At 75.5% G+C, this 15,438-nt stretch carries 13 protein-coding genes and 1 tRNA gene; 6 read left to right on the top strand and 8 right to left on the bottom strand.

Annotation, left to right across the window (positions count from 1 at the left end; genetic code table 11):
• Positions 1 to 111: 111 nt before the first annotated feature.
• The 3 genes from ADEH_RS17025 (at position 112) to ADEH_RS17015 (ending at position 2,498) form a co-directional block, all read left to right on the top strand.
• The gene (locus ADEH_RS17025) at positions 112 to 537 is read left to right on the top strand and encodes a CBS domain-containing protein (RefSeq protein WP_011422347.1); all 426 of its coding nucleotides are present in this window, start codon (positions 112 to 114) and stop codon (positions 535 to 537) included.
• A 127-nt stretch (positions 538 to 664) separates the two neighbouring features.
• Positions 665 to 1,033, top strand: coding sequence for a GFA family protein (locus ADEH_RS17020; RefSeq protein ID WP_011422346.1), 369 nt, complete (start codon positions 665 to 667; stop codon positions 1,031 to 1,033).
• A gap of 124 nt (positions 1,034 to 1,157) precedes the next feature.
• Positions 1,158 to 2,498 (top strand): FAD-dependent oxidoreductase, encoded by a 1,341-nt coding sequence (locus ADEH_RS17015; RefSeq protein WP_011422345.1) that lies wholly within the window; start codon positions 1,158 to 1,160, stop codon positions 2,496 to 2,498.
• Between the two features lie 11 nt (positions 2,499 to 2,509).
• On the opposite strand, the gene ADEH_RS17010 is transcribed toward ADEH_RS17015, so the two are convergent.
• Positions 2,510 to 2,597 (bottom strand) — tRNA-Leu (locus tag ADEH_RS17010).
• 185 nt (positions 2,598 to 2,782) lie between these two features.
• On the opposite strand from ADEH_RS17010, the gene ADEH_RS17005 reads away from it, so the two are divergent.
• Positions 2,783 to 3,682 (top strand): hypothetical protein, encoded by a 900-nt coding sequence (locus ADEH_RS17005; RefSeq protein ID WP_011422344.1) that lies wholly within the window; start codon positions 2,783 to 2,785, stop codon positions 3,680 to 3,682.
• Here ADEH_RS17005 and ADEH_RS17000 read toward each other — a convergent pair.
• The 7 genes from ADEH_RS17000 to ADEH_RS16975 form a co-directional block, all read right to left on the bottom strand.
• Positions 3,679 to 4,701, bottom strand: coding sequence for an L-erythro-3,5-diaminohexanoate dehydrogenase (locus ADEH_RS17000; protein WP_011422343.1), 1,023 nt, complete (start codon positions 4,699 to 4,701; stop codon positions 3,679 to 3,681). The two genes, ADEH_RS17005 and ADEH_RS17000, sit on opposite strands and share 4 nt — an antisense overlap.
• A 64-nt stretch (positions 4,702 to 4,765) precedes the next feature.
• On the bottom strand, positions 4,766 to 4,945 hold the full coding sequence (locus tag ADEH_RS23160; RefSeq protein WP_157061388.1) for a hypothetical protein: 180 nt from the start codon (positions 4,943 to 4,945) through the stop codon (positions 4,766 to 4,768).
• Positions 4,942 to 7,167 (bottom strand): ferrous iron transport protein B, encoded by a 2,226-nt coding sequence (feoB, locus tag ADEH_RS16995; RefSeq protein WP_011422342.1) that lies wholly within the window; start codon positions 7,165 to 7,167, stop codon positions 4,942 to 4,944. The genes ADEH_RS23160 and feoB overlap by 4 nt, the downstream gene beginning before the upstream one ends.
• Positions 7,164 to 7,397: a FeoA family protein gene (locus tag ADEH_RS16990; RefSeq protein WP_011422341.1), complete on the bottom strand. Its 234-nt coding sequence runs from the start codon at positions 7,395 to 7,397 to the stop codon at positions 7,164 to 7,166. Before ADEH_RS16990 ends, feoB begins: the two co-directional genes overlap by 4 nt.
• Positions 7,394 to 7,621, bottom strand: a complete 228-nt coding sequence (locus ADEH_RS16985) for a FeoA family protein (RefSeq protein WP_011422340.1) — start codon at positions 7,619 to 7,621, stop codon at positions 7,394 to 7,396. The genes ADEH_RS16990 and ADEH_RS16985 overlap by 4 nt, the downstream gene beginning before the upstream one ends.
• 26 nt (positions 7,622 to 7,647) lie before the next feature.
• Positions 7,648 to 8,493, bottom strand: coding sequence for a hypothetical protein (locus ADEH_RS16980; protein WP_011422339.1), 846 nt, complete (start codon positions 8,491 to 8,493; stop codon positions 7,648 to 7,650).
• A gap of 192 nt (positions 8,494 to 8,685) precedes the next feature.
• Positions 8,686 to 12,036: an ATP-binding protein gene (locus ADEH_RS16975; RefSeq protein WP_011422338.1), complete on the bottom strand. Its 3,351-nt coding sequence runs from the start codon at positions 12,034 to 12,036 to the stop codon at positions 8,686 to 8,688.
• Positions 12,037 to 12,112: 76 nt separating this feature from the next.
• On the opposite strand from ADEH_RS16975, the gene ADEH_RS16970 reads away from it, so the two are divergent.
• Positions 12,113 to 13,870: a M61 family metallopeptidase gene (locus ADEH_RS16970; RefSeq protein ID WP_011422337.1), complete on the top strand. Its 1,758-nt coding sequence runs from the start codon at positions 12,113 to 12,115 to the stop codon at positions 13,868 to 13,870.
• Positions 13,871 to 13,970: 100 nt separating this feature from the next.
• A complete protein-coding gene (locus tag ADEH_RS16965; protein WP_011422336.1) occupies positions 13,971 to 15,290 on the top strand; it encodes an aminopeptidase P N-terminal domain-containing protein in 1,320 nt (439 codons plus the stop codon).
• The last annotated feature ends 148 nt before the right edge of the window (positions 15,291 to 15,438 follow it).

Genomic DNA, 15,438 nt, shown 5'->3' with positions numbered 1-15,438 from the left:
GTGCGTGAGAATGCCCTGATGGGGCTGGGAGGTTGGCATCAGGCGGCCGAGTGCCCGTCCATTGCGGACCGCGTCACCGTCCGCACCCTCATCCAAGGGGAGGAGGCGACGATGCGAGTCGAACAGGCGATGAGCCGGGCGACGGGGTGCCGGGAGAGGGACTCGGTGCGCGACTGCGCGGCATTGATGCGGGACGAGGAGATCGGGTTCGTGCCGGTCTGCAACGACGCGGGCGAGCCGGTGGGGGCGATCACCGATCGCGACCTCGCCATCCGCGTGCTGGCGGAGGGCAGGTCCGCGGACGAGCAGGTGTCGAGCTGCATGACGCGCGAGGTGGTGGCCTGCCGGCTGGGCGACGACCTGCGGGACGCGGAGCAGCTCATGCGGCAGCGCCAGCTCTCGCGCGTGATGGTGTGCGACGACGACGGCCGGCTCCGCGGCGTGATCAGCCTGGCCGACATCGCCGAGGTCGAGAGCGAGCGCTCCATCGGCGACACGGTGCAGGCGGTGAAGAGCGACCAGCCGTCGATCCACTGAGTGGACCGCGGGTGCGCGGCGCGGCGGAGGCGCCCTCGGGCGGCCGCCGCGCCGCTTCTCGATCAACGGCGTCGCGCCCCCCGATTCGGCGCGCGCCTCCGGGCGGCCGGGTGGTATCAGGTCGCGCATGCCAGACACCCAGACCTACGCCGGCGGCTGCCACTGCGGCGCCGTCCGCTACCAGGTGGACCTGAAGCTCGACCGCGCGATCTCCTGCAACTGCTCCATCTGCTCGAAGACGGGCACGCTCCTCGCGTTCGCGCCGGCCGCCGTGTTCCGGCTCGAGCGCGGCGAGGACGCGGTGACCGACTACCAGTTCGGCAAGCGGCGCATCCACCACCTGTTCTGCCGCCACTGCGGCGTCCGCTCGTACTCGCGCGGCGCCATGCCCGACGGCACGCCGATGGTCGCGGTGAACGTGCGCTGCCTCGACGGCGTGGACCCGGCCACCGTGCCGGTGCACGCGCACGACGGCCGGAGCATCCCCATCGACTGAAGCCGCCAGCGGCGCGACCGCCCGCCGCCGGGCGATCCGCCGCGAGGCCCCGCGTCGCACGTGCTTCTCCGCGGCGTCCCGTAAGATGCGTCACGGGCCCACCGGACGGGAAGGAGCCCTTCGCATGCGCGTCGCGATCATCGGCTCCGGCCCTGCCGGCTTCTACGCGGCCGAGGCGCTGCTGAAGCGGACCGATACCGCGGTGGACGTGGACATGTTCGACCGGCTCCCCACGCCCTTCGGGCTGGTGCGAGGCGGGGTCGCGCCGGACCACCAGAGGATCAAGGCCGTCACCCGGGTCTTCGCGAGCACGGCGGCGCGCCCCACGTTCCGGTTCCTCGGCAACGTCCGGCTCGGTCGCGACGTCACGGTGGACGACTTGCGCCGGCACTACCACCAGATCGTCTACGCGACCGGCAGCGAGTCCGACCGGCGGCTCGGCATCCCGGGCGAAGGCATCGAGCGCTGCACGCCGGCGACGGTCTTCGTCGGCTGGTACAACGGCCACCCCGACTATCGCCACGCGAGGTTCGACCTGTCGGTCCGTCGCGCGGCGGTGGTGGGCAACGGCAACGTCGCGGTGGACGTCGCCCGCATCCTGCTGCGCACGCGGGCCGAGCTCGAGCGGACCGACATCGCGGCCCATGCGCTCGAGGCACTGCGCGAGAGCCAGGTGCGCGAGGTGTACCTGCTCGGGCGGAGGGGCCCTGCCCAGGCGGCGTTCTCGCCGGCCGAGCTCCGGGAGCTCGGCACGCTGGAGGCGGCGGATCCCGTCGTGGACCCCGCCGATCTCGCAGGCCTGAGCGATCCCGCGCCGGGCGGGAACCTGGAGATCCTCCGCTCCTTCGCCGCGCGCCGGCCGCGCCCGGACGCGAGGAGGCTTCACCTGCGCTTCCTCGTGTCGCCGACGGAGGTGCTCGCGGACGCAGCGGGCGCGGTCGCGGGCCTGAGGCTGGAGAAGAATCGCCTGGAACGCAGGCCGGACGGCACGGTCGTCGCTCGCGGTACCGGCGAGACCGAGGTGCTCGAGGTCGGGCTGGTGCTGCCGGCGGTCGGCTACGCCGCGGACCGCATCCCGGGCGTGCCCTTCGACGAGAAGGCGCGGGTCATCGCCAACGAGGACGGGCGGGTGGTCGATCCCGTCCTTCGCAGCCCACTCCCCGGCGAGTACGTCGTCGGGTGGGCGCGCAGCGGGCCGCAGGGCCTCATCGGCGAGCACCGGCGCGCCTCGGCCCACGTGGTCGCGCACATGGTCGCCGACGCCGCCGGGCTCGCGACCCGTCCGCTGCCCCCGCGCGACGCCATCGACGACGTGCTGCGCGCGCGAGGGGTCCGGCCGGTGTCGTTCGTGGACTGGGCGCGGCTCGACGAGGTGGAGGTCGCGCGCGGAGCCCGGCGGGGCGCGCCGCGCGACAAGCTCGTGGACGTCGCGGCGATGCTGGCGATCCTGGGCGAGGGGGAGTGAGCCTCGCGAAGTAGGGCCGCTCGGACTCGAACCGAGATGGAGCCTGGCGGCTCCAGAGGATTTTAAGTCCCCCGCGTCTACCAGTTTCGCCACGGCCCCGTGACGACGGCCGCGCGCCGCGCGGCGGCGGGATGATACCGCGGGCGGGCTAGCGCGCCAGCGGAGCCGTCCAAGGGGCGGCGACCGCCGGCCGCGGCCCTGAGCGGGGGAACACGGCAGCCCGGGCGCCGGGCCCGTTCGCGCGGCGTACGCTCATCCCGCAGGGGGGAGACGAGGGGGCGCACATGACGTTCCGCTCGATGCGTATGATGCGGTGTGCGGCCGCGGCCATCTGCCTGGCGGGCGCCGCCTGCTCGGGAGGAGGCGGTGACCACCACGACGTCGTCGCGAACACCATCAACGCCGAGAACGCGATCGACGTCGCGGGCCTCGGGGTGGACGCCCTCGACACGGCGCCGAGCCTGGGCGCGCTGCTGGGCGAGCTGGTGGTCGGCCGGATCGCGAACGACACCCCCACGCTGTGCACGACGGGCAGCTACACCGTGACGGTCACGCCGGCCCTCCCGGTCGCGGTCGGGCACGTGTTCGTCATCACGTTCGACGACTGCACGGATGCGAAGGGCATGTTCCGCGGCACGGCGACCGCCACGGTGGCCGGGGTCACCGGCGATCCGGCCGGCGGGGCCTACACGCTCGACCTGCACGCCTCGGGCCTCGACTTCACCATCAGCGAGACGACGGTGACCGCGCACGTCACCGGCGCGCTCCGCTGCGAGCGTCAGGCGTCCGCCGGGATCGTCTCGCACCACGCCGAGGCCGAGCCCGGCACGCCGCTCGTCCTGACGCTGTCCGACGGCGCCGACACGGCCGAGCTGCGGCTGACGGCGTACTCGGTGCACGCCGAGGCGACGACCGCCGGCGGCGCGACGCTCACCACCGCCGGCGACAGCGCGACGTTCACCGTCACCGGGATCGACGGCGCGCTCACCGTGGCGGTCACCGGGAGCATCGCCTGGATCGAGCCGGAGCCGCCGGGGATGGGCGACCTGACGGTCACCGCGGCCGACGGCACCCGCGTCGCCGTGCACCTGGCGAGCGGCGGCGCCGCGACGCTGGCGGTGGACGACGACGCGGACGGCGAGGTGGAGGCGACGGTCCCGACGGTCTGGGACTTCCTCCACTAGCGCGCGTAGCGCTGCTCGAACAGGGCGCGCAGGCGCGGGTGGCGGCGGAGGAGCTCGAGGGTCAGGTCGGCGTGGCCGGGGGCGTAGCCGTTGCCGACCAGCATGGTGACGTCCTTGCCGACGCCCTCCGCCCCGAGCGCCGCGGCGGTGAAGCTCGTCGCCATCGAGAAGAAGATCACCGTCCCGCCGTCCTTCGCGGCGAGGATGGCGGCCATCTCGGTGCCGGGGACGCTGGCGCAGTTCACCACGAGATCGAAGCGCCCGCCGGCGCCCTCGGCCGCGGCGAGCACCGCCAGCGGATCGGTGGCGTCCACCCGCAGCCGCGCGTCGGCGACGCCCAGCGCGCCGAGCGCGTCGAGCGCCTGCTCGGACCGGTCCGCCAGCACCACCGCGCCGTCGTCGCCCATCGAGGCGCGCGCCTGCACGGCGACGAGCGCCCCGGACTTCCCCGCGCCCAGCACCAGCACGCGCATGCCCGGGCGAACGTGCCGCGCCACCAGCGCGGGCGCGCCGCACACGTCGAGCGCGGCGAGCGCCAGCGTCTCGGGGAGATCGTCCGGCAGCCTCGCCCACAGGCCGGTCGCGAACAGGATCGCCTCGCCGTCGCACTCGACGCGGTCGATCTCCGGCCGCACCGCGCGGACGCGGTCGATGCGGAGCGGGGTGAGGGTGAGCGAGACCAGCGTGGCGATCCGGTCTCCCGGGCGCAGCGCGGCCGCCGCCGGGTGGCGCGGGCCGGCGGCGCGGACGCGGCCGATGAGCATGCCGCCCGAGCCGGTGACCGGGTTGTGCATCTTCCCGCGCGCCCGGACGATGCGGAGCACCTCGTCGCCGATGCGGCCGGGATCGCCGCCCACCGCGCCCTCGAGCTGGCGGAAGCTGGCGGCGTCCACGTTGAGCGCCTCGACGTCGATCGACAGCTCGTCCTCGCCGAGCGGCAGCGCCGGGTCGAGGACGTCGGCGCGCTGGGGGAGCACGCCCGCGGGGGAGACGACGCGGCGGAGGCCGTAGGGATCCATGGCCGCGGAGCTTAAGGGCAGCCCCGCGACGCGTCGAGGCCCGCGACGGAGCGCCGCCCGCCGCTCAGCCCCGGCGCCGCCCCAGCTTCACCAGCGCGCCGCGGGGCCCGGGCGCGCGGCCGCAGCCCGCGCCGGAGCAGCCGTGGCAGCCGCCGCCGCGCCGGAACGCGGAGCGCCAGAGGAGCCACAGCGCCAGGCCGAGGATGACCGCCGACGCGGCGAGATCGCCCGGGCCCATGGTCACGCCCCCAGCCCGAGCGCGCGGCCGACCTGGTGGACGAGGAGCGCCACCCCCCAGGCCAGCGCGGTCTGGTACGCGAACGCGAGGCCGAACCACCTCCAGCCGCCCAGCTCCTGCCGCATGGCGATCGCGACCACCACGCACGGCATGTAGAGGAGCACGAAGATCATGAAGCCGAGCGCGGTGAGCGGGGTGAACGCACGGTGGACGGCCTGCTTGAGCGGCGTGTCGGGTGCGGTGTCGTCCTCGGCGCGGAGCGAGGTGAGGCCGAACGTGGAGCTCACGTTCGCGCCCGCCGAGCCCACCGCGGCGACGAAGGACGTCGCGAGCGCCTTCGCGTCCTCGGCGAGCGTCGGCGCGGGGCCGGCCGGCGCGGAGGGCGCCTCGGGCGCGTAGATCTCGCCCATGGTCCCGACCACGATCTCCTTCGCGATGATGCCGGTGATGAGCGAGGAGGCGGCCTCCCAGGTGCCGAACCCGAGCGGCGCGAGCGCGGGTGCCACGGCCTGGCCCGCCTGGCCCAGGAACGAGTCCTTCTTGCTCGCGACCCCCCACGGCAGGTTGAGCAGGAACCAGACGATGACCGAGACCGCGAGGATGTACGTGCCCGCCTTGTAGAGGAAGTGCTTCCCCTTCTCCCAGGTGTGCAGGCACAGGCTGCGCAGCGAGGGCATCCGGTACGGCGGCAGCTCCATGATGAACGCGGGCGCCTCGCCGCGGAAGAGCGTGCGCTTGAACACCATGCCCACCAGGATGGCGAGCGCGATGCCGAGCACGTACAGGCCCCAGATGACGGTGCCCGGCCGATCCGGGAAGAACACGCCCACGAACAGCACGTACACCGGCAGCCGCGCGCCGCAGGACATGAGCGGGACGAGCAGCGCGGTCAGCACCCGGTCGCGGTGGCTCTCGAGCGTGCGCGTCGCGTAGACGGCCGGCACGTTGCAGCCGAACCCGAGCACCATCGGGATGAACGACTTCCCGTGCAGGCCGATGGCGTGCATGGCCTTGTCCATCACGAACGCGGCCCGCGCCATGTAGCCGGACGCCTCCAGCAGCGTGATGAAGAACATCATCGCGAAGATGACCGGCACGAACACCAGCACGAACCCGACGCCGGAGACGATCCCGTCGTTCACGAGCGAGACGGTCCAGTCCGGCGCGCCCGCGGCGCCGAGCAGCGCGGCGGCCCAGCGCTTCAGCGGGCCGTTCGTGGCGGCGTCGATCCAGTCGCCGAACGGCGCCGAGAGGTCGAACGTGAGCTTGAACACCAGCCACATCGCCGCGAGGAAGATCGGGATCCCGAGGAACCGGTTCAGCACCACCCGGTCGATCCGCTCCGTCAGCTCGCGGCGAGGCCGCGCCGGACGCGTCAGCACCTCGCGGGTGAGGCCGGTCGCGACGGCGTAGCGGGCCTCGGCGACCAGCGCCTCCGTGTCGCCGCCGTGGGCCTCGCGCAGGTGGCGGAGCGGCCCGTCCACCAGCGCCGGCGCGTCGAGGCCGGTCGCCGCCGCCACCGGCGCGTCCCCCTCGATGAGCTTCACCGCGAGCCAGCGGCGGGGGACGCTCGCGGAGAGCGCCGGGTCGGCCTGCTCGACGGCGCGCTCCACCGCGGCGATGGCGTCCTCGAGGTCCGGGCCGTAGGACGGGCGGCCGCCGGCCCGGTGCGGGCGGTCGGTCGCGTCCGCGGTCGCGAGCACCGCGTCGAGCAGCGCCGGCAGACCTTCCTTGCGCGTCGCCGAGGTGGGGATCACCGGGACCCCGAGCCGCTCCTCGAGGCCACGCACGTCGATGCGCAGCCCCTTCGCGAGGGCCTCGTCGTAGATGTTGAGCGCCATCACCACCGGCAACCCCAGCTCGAGGAGCTGGACGGTGAGGTACAGGTTGCGCTCGAGGTTGGTCGCGTCCACCACGTTCACGACGACGTCGGGCCGCTCCTCGACGAGGTAGTCGCGCGCGACGCGCTCCTCCTGCGACCAGGGCGAGAGCGAGTAGGTGCCGGGGAGGTCCACCAGCCGGATGCGGCGGCCGCCGTGCTCGAACGACGCCTCCTTCCGCTCCACCGTCACGCCGGGCCAGTTCCCGACCTGCAGGCGGGAGCCGGCGAGGCCGTTCACCAGGGTGGACTTGCCGGAGTTCGGGTTGCCGGCGATGGCGATGGTCACGGGGCGCGCGGGGACGTTCGCCGCCGGCGGCGCCGCTCGGAGCGGGCGCGCGGCGGTCACGGCGCCACCTCCACCGCGATGCCCTCCGCCTCCGCCTTGCGCAGCGAGAGCTGGTAGCGCTTCACCGTCACCTCGATGGGATCGCCGAGCGGCGCCACCTTGTCCACGCGGACCTCCTCGCCGGGCAGGATGCCCATGTCCATGAGCCGCCGCCGGAGCGCACCCACCGCGCCGACCGACGTGATGCGCCCGCTCTGCCCCGGGGCGAGCCTCGCCAGGTTCGTCCTCATGCCGTCCTCACCTCGATGCGCATGGCCACGCCGCGATCGATCGCGAGGCGCGACTCGTCCACCTTCACCAGCACCGGGCCGGCGCCGTTCGACAGCATCCGGACCCGCTTCCCGGGCCTCAGCCCCATGTCCTCGACCCTCGCCGCGGCGGTCCCGCCCGCGGCGCCCTGCACCGAGACGATCTCGGCGACCTCTCCCTCGCCCATCAGCCCGAGCGGCATCATGGTGGTGGCTCCCCTGGCGCCCGCGGCTAGAAGCCGGTCTTGAGCGCCACCAGGCCGCTCGTGGACTCGACGACGTTCCGGCCCCACACCGCGCGCTGGACGCCGGCCACGAGGCGCGTGCCGCCGCTGCCCGCCAGGTTCACGCCCGCGGTCACCGCGATGCGCTGCGCGGTGGCGGCGCCCCGGGTGACGTCGTAGTTCGCCTCGAGGAGCGGCTGCAGCCAGGGCAGCACCGCGTACCCGACGGCGAGGTTCGCGCAGGTGGCCGCGCGGAAGTCGCCGGCGCCGCCGCCCACCGGCACGGTGAGGGCCAGCTCGGCGTTGCCGGTGACCCGGCCCCAGTCCTTCGAGGCGACGAGCGCGTTGCGGACGCTCCAGAACCCCTGCGTGAGCCCCAGCGAGCCGGCCGCCTCCTCGTGGCCGATCGGCGCGACGACGGCGGTGGTGAGCATCACGTCGAGCGCGCGGCGCGCCGAGGCGAGGAGGCGCCAGCGCGAGGCGAGGGTCAGGTCGGTGAGGCCCGAGCCGCGCGTCGCGGCCGAGGGATCCGAGCGGTCCATCGCGTGCGCGAAGCCGCCGGTGACCTTCAGGTCGAGGTCGTCGGTGACGCCGTACAGCGCGGTGACCGCGAACGCGTTCACGTGCGCGTGCGCCGCCTGCTCGAAGCGGCCGCCGCCGTGGTGCGTGACGGAGGGGAGGTAGGCCAGCTCCAGCTCGCGCGTGCCCGCGCCGGCGGGCGTCGCGTCGTCGGTGGCCACCTTGCCGTGGTCGGGCGCGGGGGCGGACGGCCCGTCGGGCTCGTCCTGGGGGAAGCCGGCGGCGGGGGCGAGGAGGAGGGCTGCGACCACGAGGGCGAGGCGCGGGACGGCCATGCTGCGGACCTGGGCTCGGGGTGGGCTGGCGGACGGCGGCTGGCCCGTGAGCGATGAAGTTGAGAATCATTCTCATGTTCGGGTTTCGGCCGTCAAGGGTCCCGCGTCGATTGATCGAGATCAATTTCGCTGGGACGCAGCGGTTTCCGGCCGTCCGGGGAAGGGCGCGCGCGGCGCGACCGCCCGCCAGCGCTACGCGTCGGCGTCCACCCGCACGAGCGCGTCGAGCGCCTTCAGCTCGTCCGGCACCGGACCGCCGAGCCGCGCCTCGAGCCGGGCGCAGCGCGCGGCGTCGTAGCGCTGCCCGCCGGCGAGGAACGCGAACCGCGCCTGCGCGAGCGCCGCCCGCGCGTCGCCGGTGCGCCCCTGCCCCGCGAGCACCCGCGCGCGGGCCAGCCGCGCCACCGCCGCGAGCCCACGGCCTCCGCGCTGCCGGGCGATCTCCTCGAGCGAGAGCACCTCCAGGTCCGCGTCGGGGATCCGGCCGCGCGCGAGCGCCACCCGCACCGCCTCCGGGCGGAACGCCGCGTCGCAGGCCAGGCAGTCGCCGTGGCGGGCCGCGGTCTCGCTCGCCTCGAGGAGCGCGTCCTCCGCGGCCGCGGTGAGGCCGGAGGCGAGCCGGTGGCGCACCTCGGCGGCGTGGATGCGGGTGAGCGCGTGGCGCCGCAGCGAGGACCGCTCCGCCACCACCACCGCCTCGCCCAGCACCGCGCGCGCCTCCTCGAGGTGCCCGAGGACGGTGAGCAGCACGCCCAGCCGCTCGAGCGCGAGCGCCTCGCCCAGCGCCGAGCCCACCGCGCGGAACCCGTCCAGCGCGGCGCGGATCGCGAGCTCGGCCGCCTCGAGCTGGCCGGCGGCGAGCGCGAACGTGCCCTCGCCGAGGCGGCCCGCCGCCTGCGCCTCGGGCGCGTCGCGCAGCCGCGCGCGGTCCACGAGCAGCCCCGCGCCGCGCGCCAGCTCGGCGCAGCCCAGGTCGCCGAGCAGGTCGCGATCCCAGAGGACGAGGTGCAGGTCGAGCGGGTGCTCCGGGGCGGCGTCCTGCGCGCGCCGCTCGGCCACGCCCACCGCGTCCGACTCGTCCTCGGGCGTGGACGCCTCCCCGAGCATGCCGCGCGCCAGCGCGGACAGGTCGTGGCTGCGGGCGAGCAGGTCCGCGTCGCCGGAGCGCGCGGCCGCGTCGGCGCAGGCGCGGGCCGACTCGCGCGCCTCGGCGTACGCCCCGCGGTGCCAGTCGAGCTGCGCGCGCAGGTGGAGGAGCGGCGCCGGCTCGTCGCCGGCCGGCTCCAGCCCCGCGGCCACCTCCGCCAGCGCGGCGTCGAGCCGCCCCGCGGCCGCGTGCGCGATGGCGGCGAGCCGGTGGGTCCGCGCGCGCACGTCGGGCCGGCCGGCCCCGCCCGCGAGGAGGGCCGCGTCGCCGAAGCTGCGCGCGGCGCCGGACACCTCGCCCAGCTCGAGCTGCACCCGGCCCATGGCCTCGAGCAGCTCGAGCCGCTGCGCCGCGTCCGGGCGCGCCTGCCCGGCCAGCAGCTCCAGCGCCTCCGCGTAGAACGCGACCGCCTCGCGCAGGCCGGCCCGGGCGGCCGCCCGGTGCCCGGCGGCGACGAGGTGGCGCAGCGCCCGCTCCGGCTGCCCGGCCTCGCGGCGGTGGCGCGCCAGCGCCTCGGAGGGCGGCTCGTGCCCGGCGCTCGCCTCCAGCGCGTCGGCCAGCGCGCCGTGCAGCGCCGCGCGCCGCACCGGCTCCAGCCCGTCCAGGATCGCGTCGCGCACCAGCCCGTGGTGGAAGTGGTACCCGCTGCCGTCCTCGTCGAGCAGGCCGTGCTCGAGGCACGCCTCCAGCGCGCCCACCGCCTCGTGCGCGGTGAGGCCGGTGACCGGGCGCACCAGCTCGAAGTCGAAGCGCTGCCCCGCCACCGCGGCGGCCGCGAGCAGCACCTCCACGCGCGGCCCGAGCCGCGCCACGCGCGCCCGCAGGCCCGCCCGCGGCTCCGCGGGGACCTGGTGGCCGGTCTCGCGCTGCGCCCGCACCGCCTCCTCCACCAGGAACGGGCAGCCGTCGGTGACCCGGTACACCTGCTCGACCAGCGCGTCCGGCGGGATCCCGCCCACCAGGTCCGCCACCTGCTCGCGCGTCGCGACCAGGCCGAGCCGCGGCACGCGGATGCCGCGCGCCAGCCGGCCGCCGTCGAGGTGCGAGAGCGCCATCTGGATGGGCGTGCCCGCGTGGATGCGGTCCTCGCGGCAGGTGCCGACGATCATGAGGCGCTGGGCGGCGGCGCGGAGCGCGAGGTGGTGGAGCAGGTTGAGCGAGGACTCGTCCGCGTCGTGCAGCTCGTCGAGCAGGAGGTAGACCGGCCGGCCCTCGCCCAGCGCGGCCAGGCCGCGAATCACCGCGTCGAAGACCCGCAGCCGCACCGCCTCCGCCGAGGCCCGGCCGTCGAAGTTCGCGTCGGCGAACGGGTCGGGGACGGCGGGGGCCAGCCGGCACTCCTCGCGGAACAGGTCGGCGAAGAGGCCGTAGGGCACGCCCGCGCCCTGCGCGCCGGCGACGCACGAGAGCACCACCGCCCCACGGGACTGCGCGATGCGCGCGCCCTCCACCGCGAGCCGGGTCTTCCCCACGCCGCGCTCGCCCAGCAGCACGAGCGTGCCGCTGCCCCGCTCCACCAGCGACTCGAACAGCAGCAGGATCGCGCCGCGCCCGCGCACCGGCGGCGGGTCCACCGTGCCGAGCAGCCGCCGCGCCGCCCGCCGGACGCCGTCGAGCGCCGGGCGCGCCTGCGGGTGGCCGACCTCGCCGCGCTGGATCGCCTGGCGCAGCAGCCGCGTGTCCTCCGACACCGCCACGCCCGCGGTGCGGAGCGCCCCCTCGCAGGCGTCGTACTGGCGCAGCGCCTCCGCGCGCCGGCCCGTCTCCGCGAGCAGGCGCATGAGCTGGCGGTGCGCGTCCTCCGCGGCCGGGTCCACCTCGAGCAGCCGCCGCAGCAGCGGGATCGCCTGGGCGGGCGCGCCGGCCTCCGCGTGCGCGCGGGCGAGCGGGTACGCGGCCTCGATGAAGCGCGCGCGCAGCACCGCGCGCCGGGCCGAGAGCCAGGGCGCGTCGTGCTCGCCCGGGCAGAGGTCGCCGCGGTAGAGCGAGACCGCCTCCGCGAGCCGCTCGCGGCCGCCGTCGGCGATCGCCTGCTCGAACGCGTCCACGTCCACCCAGACGTCCGGCCGCATCCGCACCTGGCCGCGCTCGATGTCCACCCACCGTCCGCCCAGGATCTGGCGCAGGTCGTAGAGCGCGCGGTGCAGGTTGTTCGCGCCGCTGGCCGGGTCCTTGTCGGGCCAGAGCGCGTCGATCGTCTGGTCGCGGCCGAGCGCCCGGCCCGGGGTGAGCGCGACGAGCCGCAGGAGGTCGGCCGGACGCCGGCGCCGCCAGGCGTGCGCCGGGATGGGCGCGTCCTCCCGGACCACCTCGAACCGTCCGAGCAGGTAGAGCCGCAGCAGCGGCGACACAGGCTCGCCGGGCCGGGCTCCGCCTCGGTGGACCTGGGTTTCCATCGCCGCGTCTCCCCCGGGGCAACCTACCAAGAAGCCCCCGCGGCGGACTTGATCCCGGGCTACATTTGCCGGCCGCATGCGCTACCGACTCTCGATGCCCGAGCCGCACGGCCACCTGTTCCACGTCGAGCTGCACCTCGACCGCCCCGGCCCCACCGCCGAGCTGCGCTTCCCGGTCTGGACGCCCGGCAGCTACCTCGTCCGCGAGTACGCGCGGCACGTGGAGGGGCTCGCCGCCGAGGACGGCAGCGGGCGGGCGCTCGCCGTCGAGCGGCTCGACAAGCACCGGGTCCGCGTCGCCTGCGGCGAGGCGACGCACCTCGTGCTCCGCTACCGCGTCTACGCGAACGAGCTGACCGTGCGGACCTGCCACCTCGACGGCACGCACGGCTACCTGAACGGCGCCGCGGTGTTCCCGTGGGTCCCCGGGCGCGAGCGCGAGCCGCACGTCCTCGAGGTGGTCCCGCCCGCCGGCTGGTCGGTCGCGACCGCGCTCGAGGGCGGCCCCACCACGTTCACCGCGCGCGACTACGACGAGCTGGCCGACTCGCCGGTGGAGATCGGCACGCACCGGCTGGTCCGGTTCGAGGCGCTCGGGAGGCCGCACCAGATCGCGCTGTGGGGGCGCGGCCACGTGGACGCGGAGCGGCTCGCCGACGACGCGCGGCGCATCGTGGAGACGCACGGGAAGCTCATGGGCGGGGAGCTGCCCTACGATCGCTACCTCTTCATCGTGCACGTCACCGACAAGCGGCGCGGCGGGCTCGAGCACGCGCGCTCGACGACGCTGAACGTGGCGCGCGGCGGCTTCTTCCCGCGCGACGCCTACGTCGAGACGCTCGGGCTCTTCTCGCACGAGTACTTCCACCTGTGGAACGTGAAGCGGCTCCGCCCCGCCGCGTTCGTGCCGTTCGACTACGGGCAGGAGCAGTACACGCGGCTGCTGTGGTGGTTCGAGGGCGCCACCAGCTACTACGAGCAGCTCGCGCTCGTGCGCGCCGGGATCCTTGCGCCGAGGAAGTGGCTCGAGAACCTGGGCCAGGCGCTCACCAGCCTCGAGCGCACGCCCGGCGCCGGGAAGATGAGCGTGGAGGAGGCGAGCTTCCTCGCCTGGGTGAAGCACTACCGGCCCGACGAGAACTCGCCCAACAGCGCCATCTCCTACTACCTGAAGGGCGAGCTGGTGGCGCTCGCGCTCGACCTCGCGCTGCGCCGCGCCGACCACTCGCTCGACGCGCTCCTGCGGACGCTGTACGCGCGCTTCGCCGACGGCGGGGTGCCCGAGGACGGCGTGGAGCGGGTCGCCGCCGAGCTGCTCGGCGAGGCGACCGCGCGCGCGTTCTTCGATCGCCACGTGCGCGGGACCGCGCCGCTCGAGCCCGACCTCGAGCTCGTCGGCCTCGCGCTCCGGCGCCGCGCCGCCGCCGGCCTCGAGGACAAGGGCGGCACGCCCGCCAAGCCCACCAACCACGACGACGGCCGCCCCCCCGCCGGCTGGCTCGGCGCCGACCTCGCCACGGCGCCCAAGCTCGCGGTGCGGAGCGTGCGCGAGGGCAGCCCCGCCTGGCGCGCCGGGCTCTACCCCGAGGACGAGCTCGTCGCCGAGGACGGGTTCCGGGTGGACGCCGGCGCGCTGTGGAACCGGCTCTGCGAGGTGGGGGAGGGCGGGACGGTGCGGCTCACCGTGTTCCGCCGCGACGAGCTGGTCGAGGTGCCGGTGACGCTCGGGAAGGCGCCCGAGGACACCGTCTGGCTCGAGCCCGCCGCCGCGGCGTCGCCCGCACAGAAGGCCGCGTTCGAGGCCTGGGCCGGCGCGCCCTTCCCGGCGAAGTGAGCCCGCCGTGACGCCGCGCGCCGGGGCGCCGCGCCCCGGCCGGCCGTGCCCTGATCACGGCCCGAGCCTGCCTGCGGGGGCTGGGTTATAAGGGTCCGCCATGGCCCACGACCTCAGCATCCACGCCGCCCGCCGCGCCCGCGTCTTCGAGGAGATGGAGAAGCGAGGCGGCGGCGTGATGGTGCTCCCCGCCGCCGACGAGAAGGTCCGCAACCACGACTCCGAGTACCTGTTCCGCCAGGACTCCGACTACGCGTGGGCGATCGGCCTCGACGAGCCCACCGGCTGCGCCGTGCTGCTCGCGCGCGGCGGCGAGCGGAAGCTGGTGCTGTTCGTGCGGCCGCGCGATCGCGAGAAGGAGATCTGGACCGGTCGCCGCGCCGGGGTGGAGGGCGCGAAGGAGCTGTACGGCGCCGACGAGGCGTACGTCGTCTCCGAGCTGGAGGAGAAGCTGCCCCGGCTCGTCGAGGGGGCGCGGACGCTCTGGTGCCGCATCGGCTTCGACGCGGCGTGGGACGCGCGGCTCTCGCGGATCCTCACCGAGCTGCGCGGCGCCGCCCGGCTCGGCAAGATGCCGCCCGAGGCGGTGGTCGATCCCGGCCGCATCGTCCACGAGCTGCGGCTCGTGAAGACGCCCGACGAGATCGCGAAGCTCCGCCGCGCCGCCGAGATCAGCGCCGAGGCGCACATGGCCGCCATGCGCGACGGCCTGCCCGGCCGCCGCGAGTACCAGGTGCAGTCGGAGATCGAGTACGCGTTCCGCCGCCGCGGCGGGAGCGGGCCCGGGTACGGGACCATCGTGGCCGCCGGCGTGAACTCGACCATCCTCCACTACCGCGCCGGCGACGCCGTGCTGAAGGACGGCGACGTGTGCCTGGTGGACGCCGGCGGCGAGTACCAGTGGTACACCGCCGACGTGACCCGCACGTTCCCCGTGTCCGGCGAGTTCTCCCCCGCGCAGGCCGAGCTGTACTCGCTCTGCCTCGACGTGCAGAAGCGGGCGGTCGCGTCGGTGCGCCCCGGCACCACGCTCGACGCCATCCACGACCAGACCGTCCGCGAGCTGACCGACGGGCTCATCGGCCTCGGCCTGCTGAAGGGGAGCGTGGACGAGCGCATCGCCGACAAGTCGTTCCGCCGGTACTACATGCACCGCACCAGCCACTGGCTCGGCATGGACGTGCACGACGTCGGCGACTACTACGTGGACGGCAAGGCGCGCCCCCTCGTGCCCGGCATGGTGCTGACCATCGAGCCCGGCCTGTACGTCGCCGAGGACGACCCGGACGCCCCCGCCCCGCTCCGCGGCGTCGGCATCCGCATCGAGGACGACGTGCTCGTCACCGACGACGGCCACGCGAACCTCACCGAGGCCGTGCCCAAGGAGATCGCCGAGATGGAGGCGGTCTGCGTGAGGTAGGGGAGGGCGTCCCGCGGGGCTTCCCGCGCTCACCCTGAGCTCCGTCGAAGGGTGAGCGAAGCCGCGTGCTGGCCGTTCGTCGCCGCTCACCCTGAGCCCCGTCGAAGGGTGAGCGGAGGCGCCGTTTCGGGCGCCCGAAACGCCTCCC

Source organism: Anaeromyxobacter dehalogenans 2CP-C, assembly GCF_000013385.1.
Classification (GTDB): domain Bacteria; phylum Myxococcota; class Myxococcia; order Myxococcales; family Anaeromyxobacteraceae; genus Anaeromyxobacter; species Anaeromyxobacter dehalogenans_B.
The sequence above is the reverse complement of the archived record's forward strand: the minus strand, read 5'-3'. Positions and strand labels throughout refer to the sequence as shown.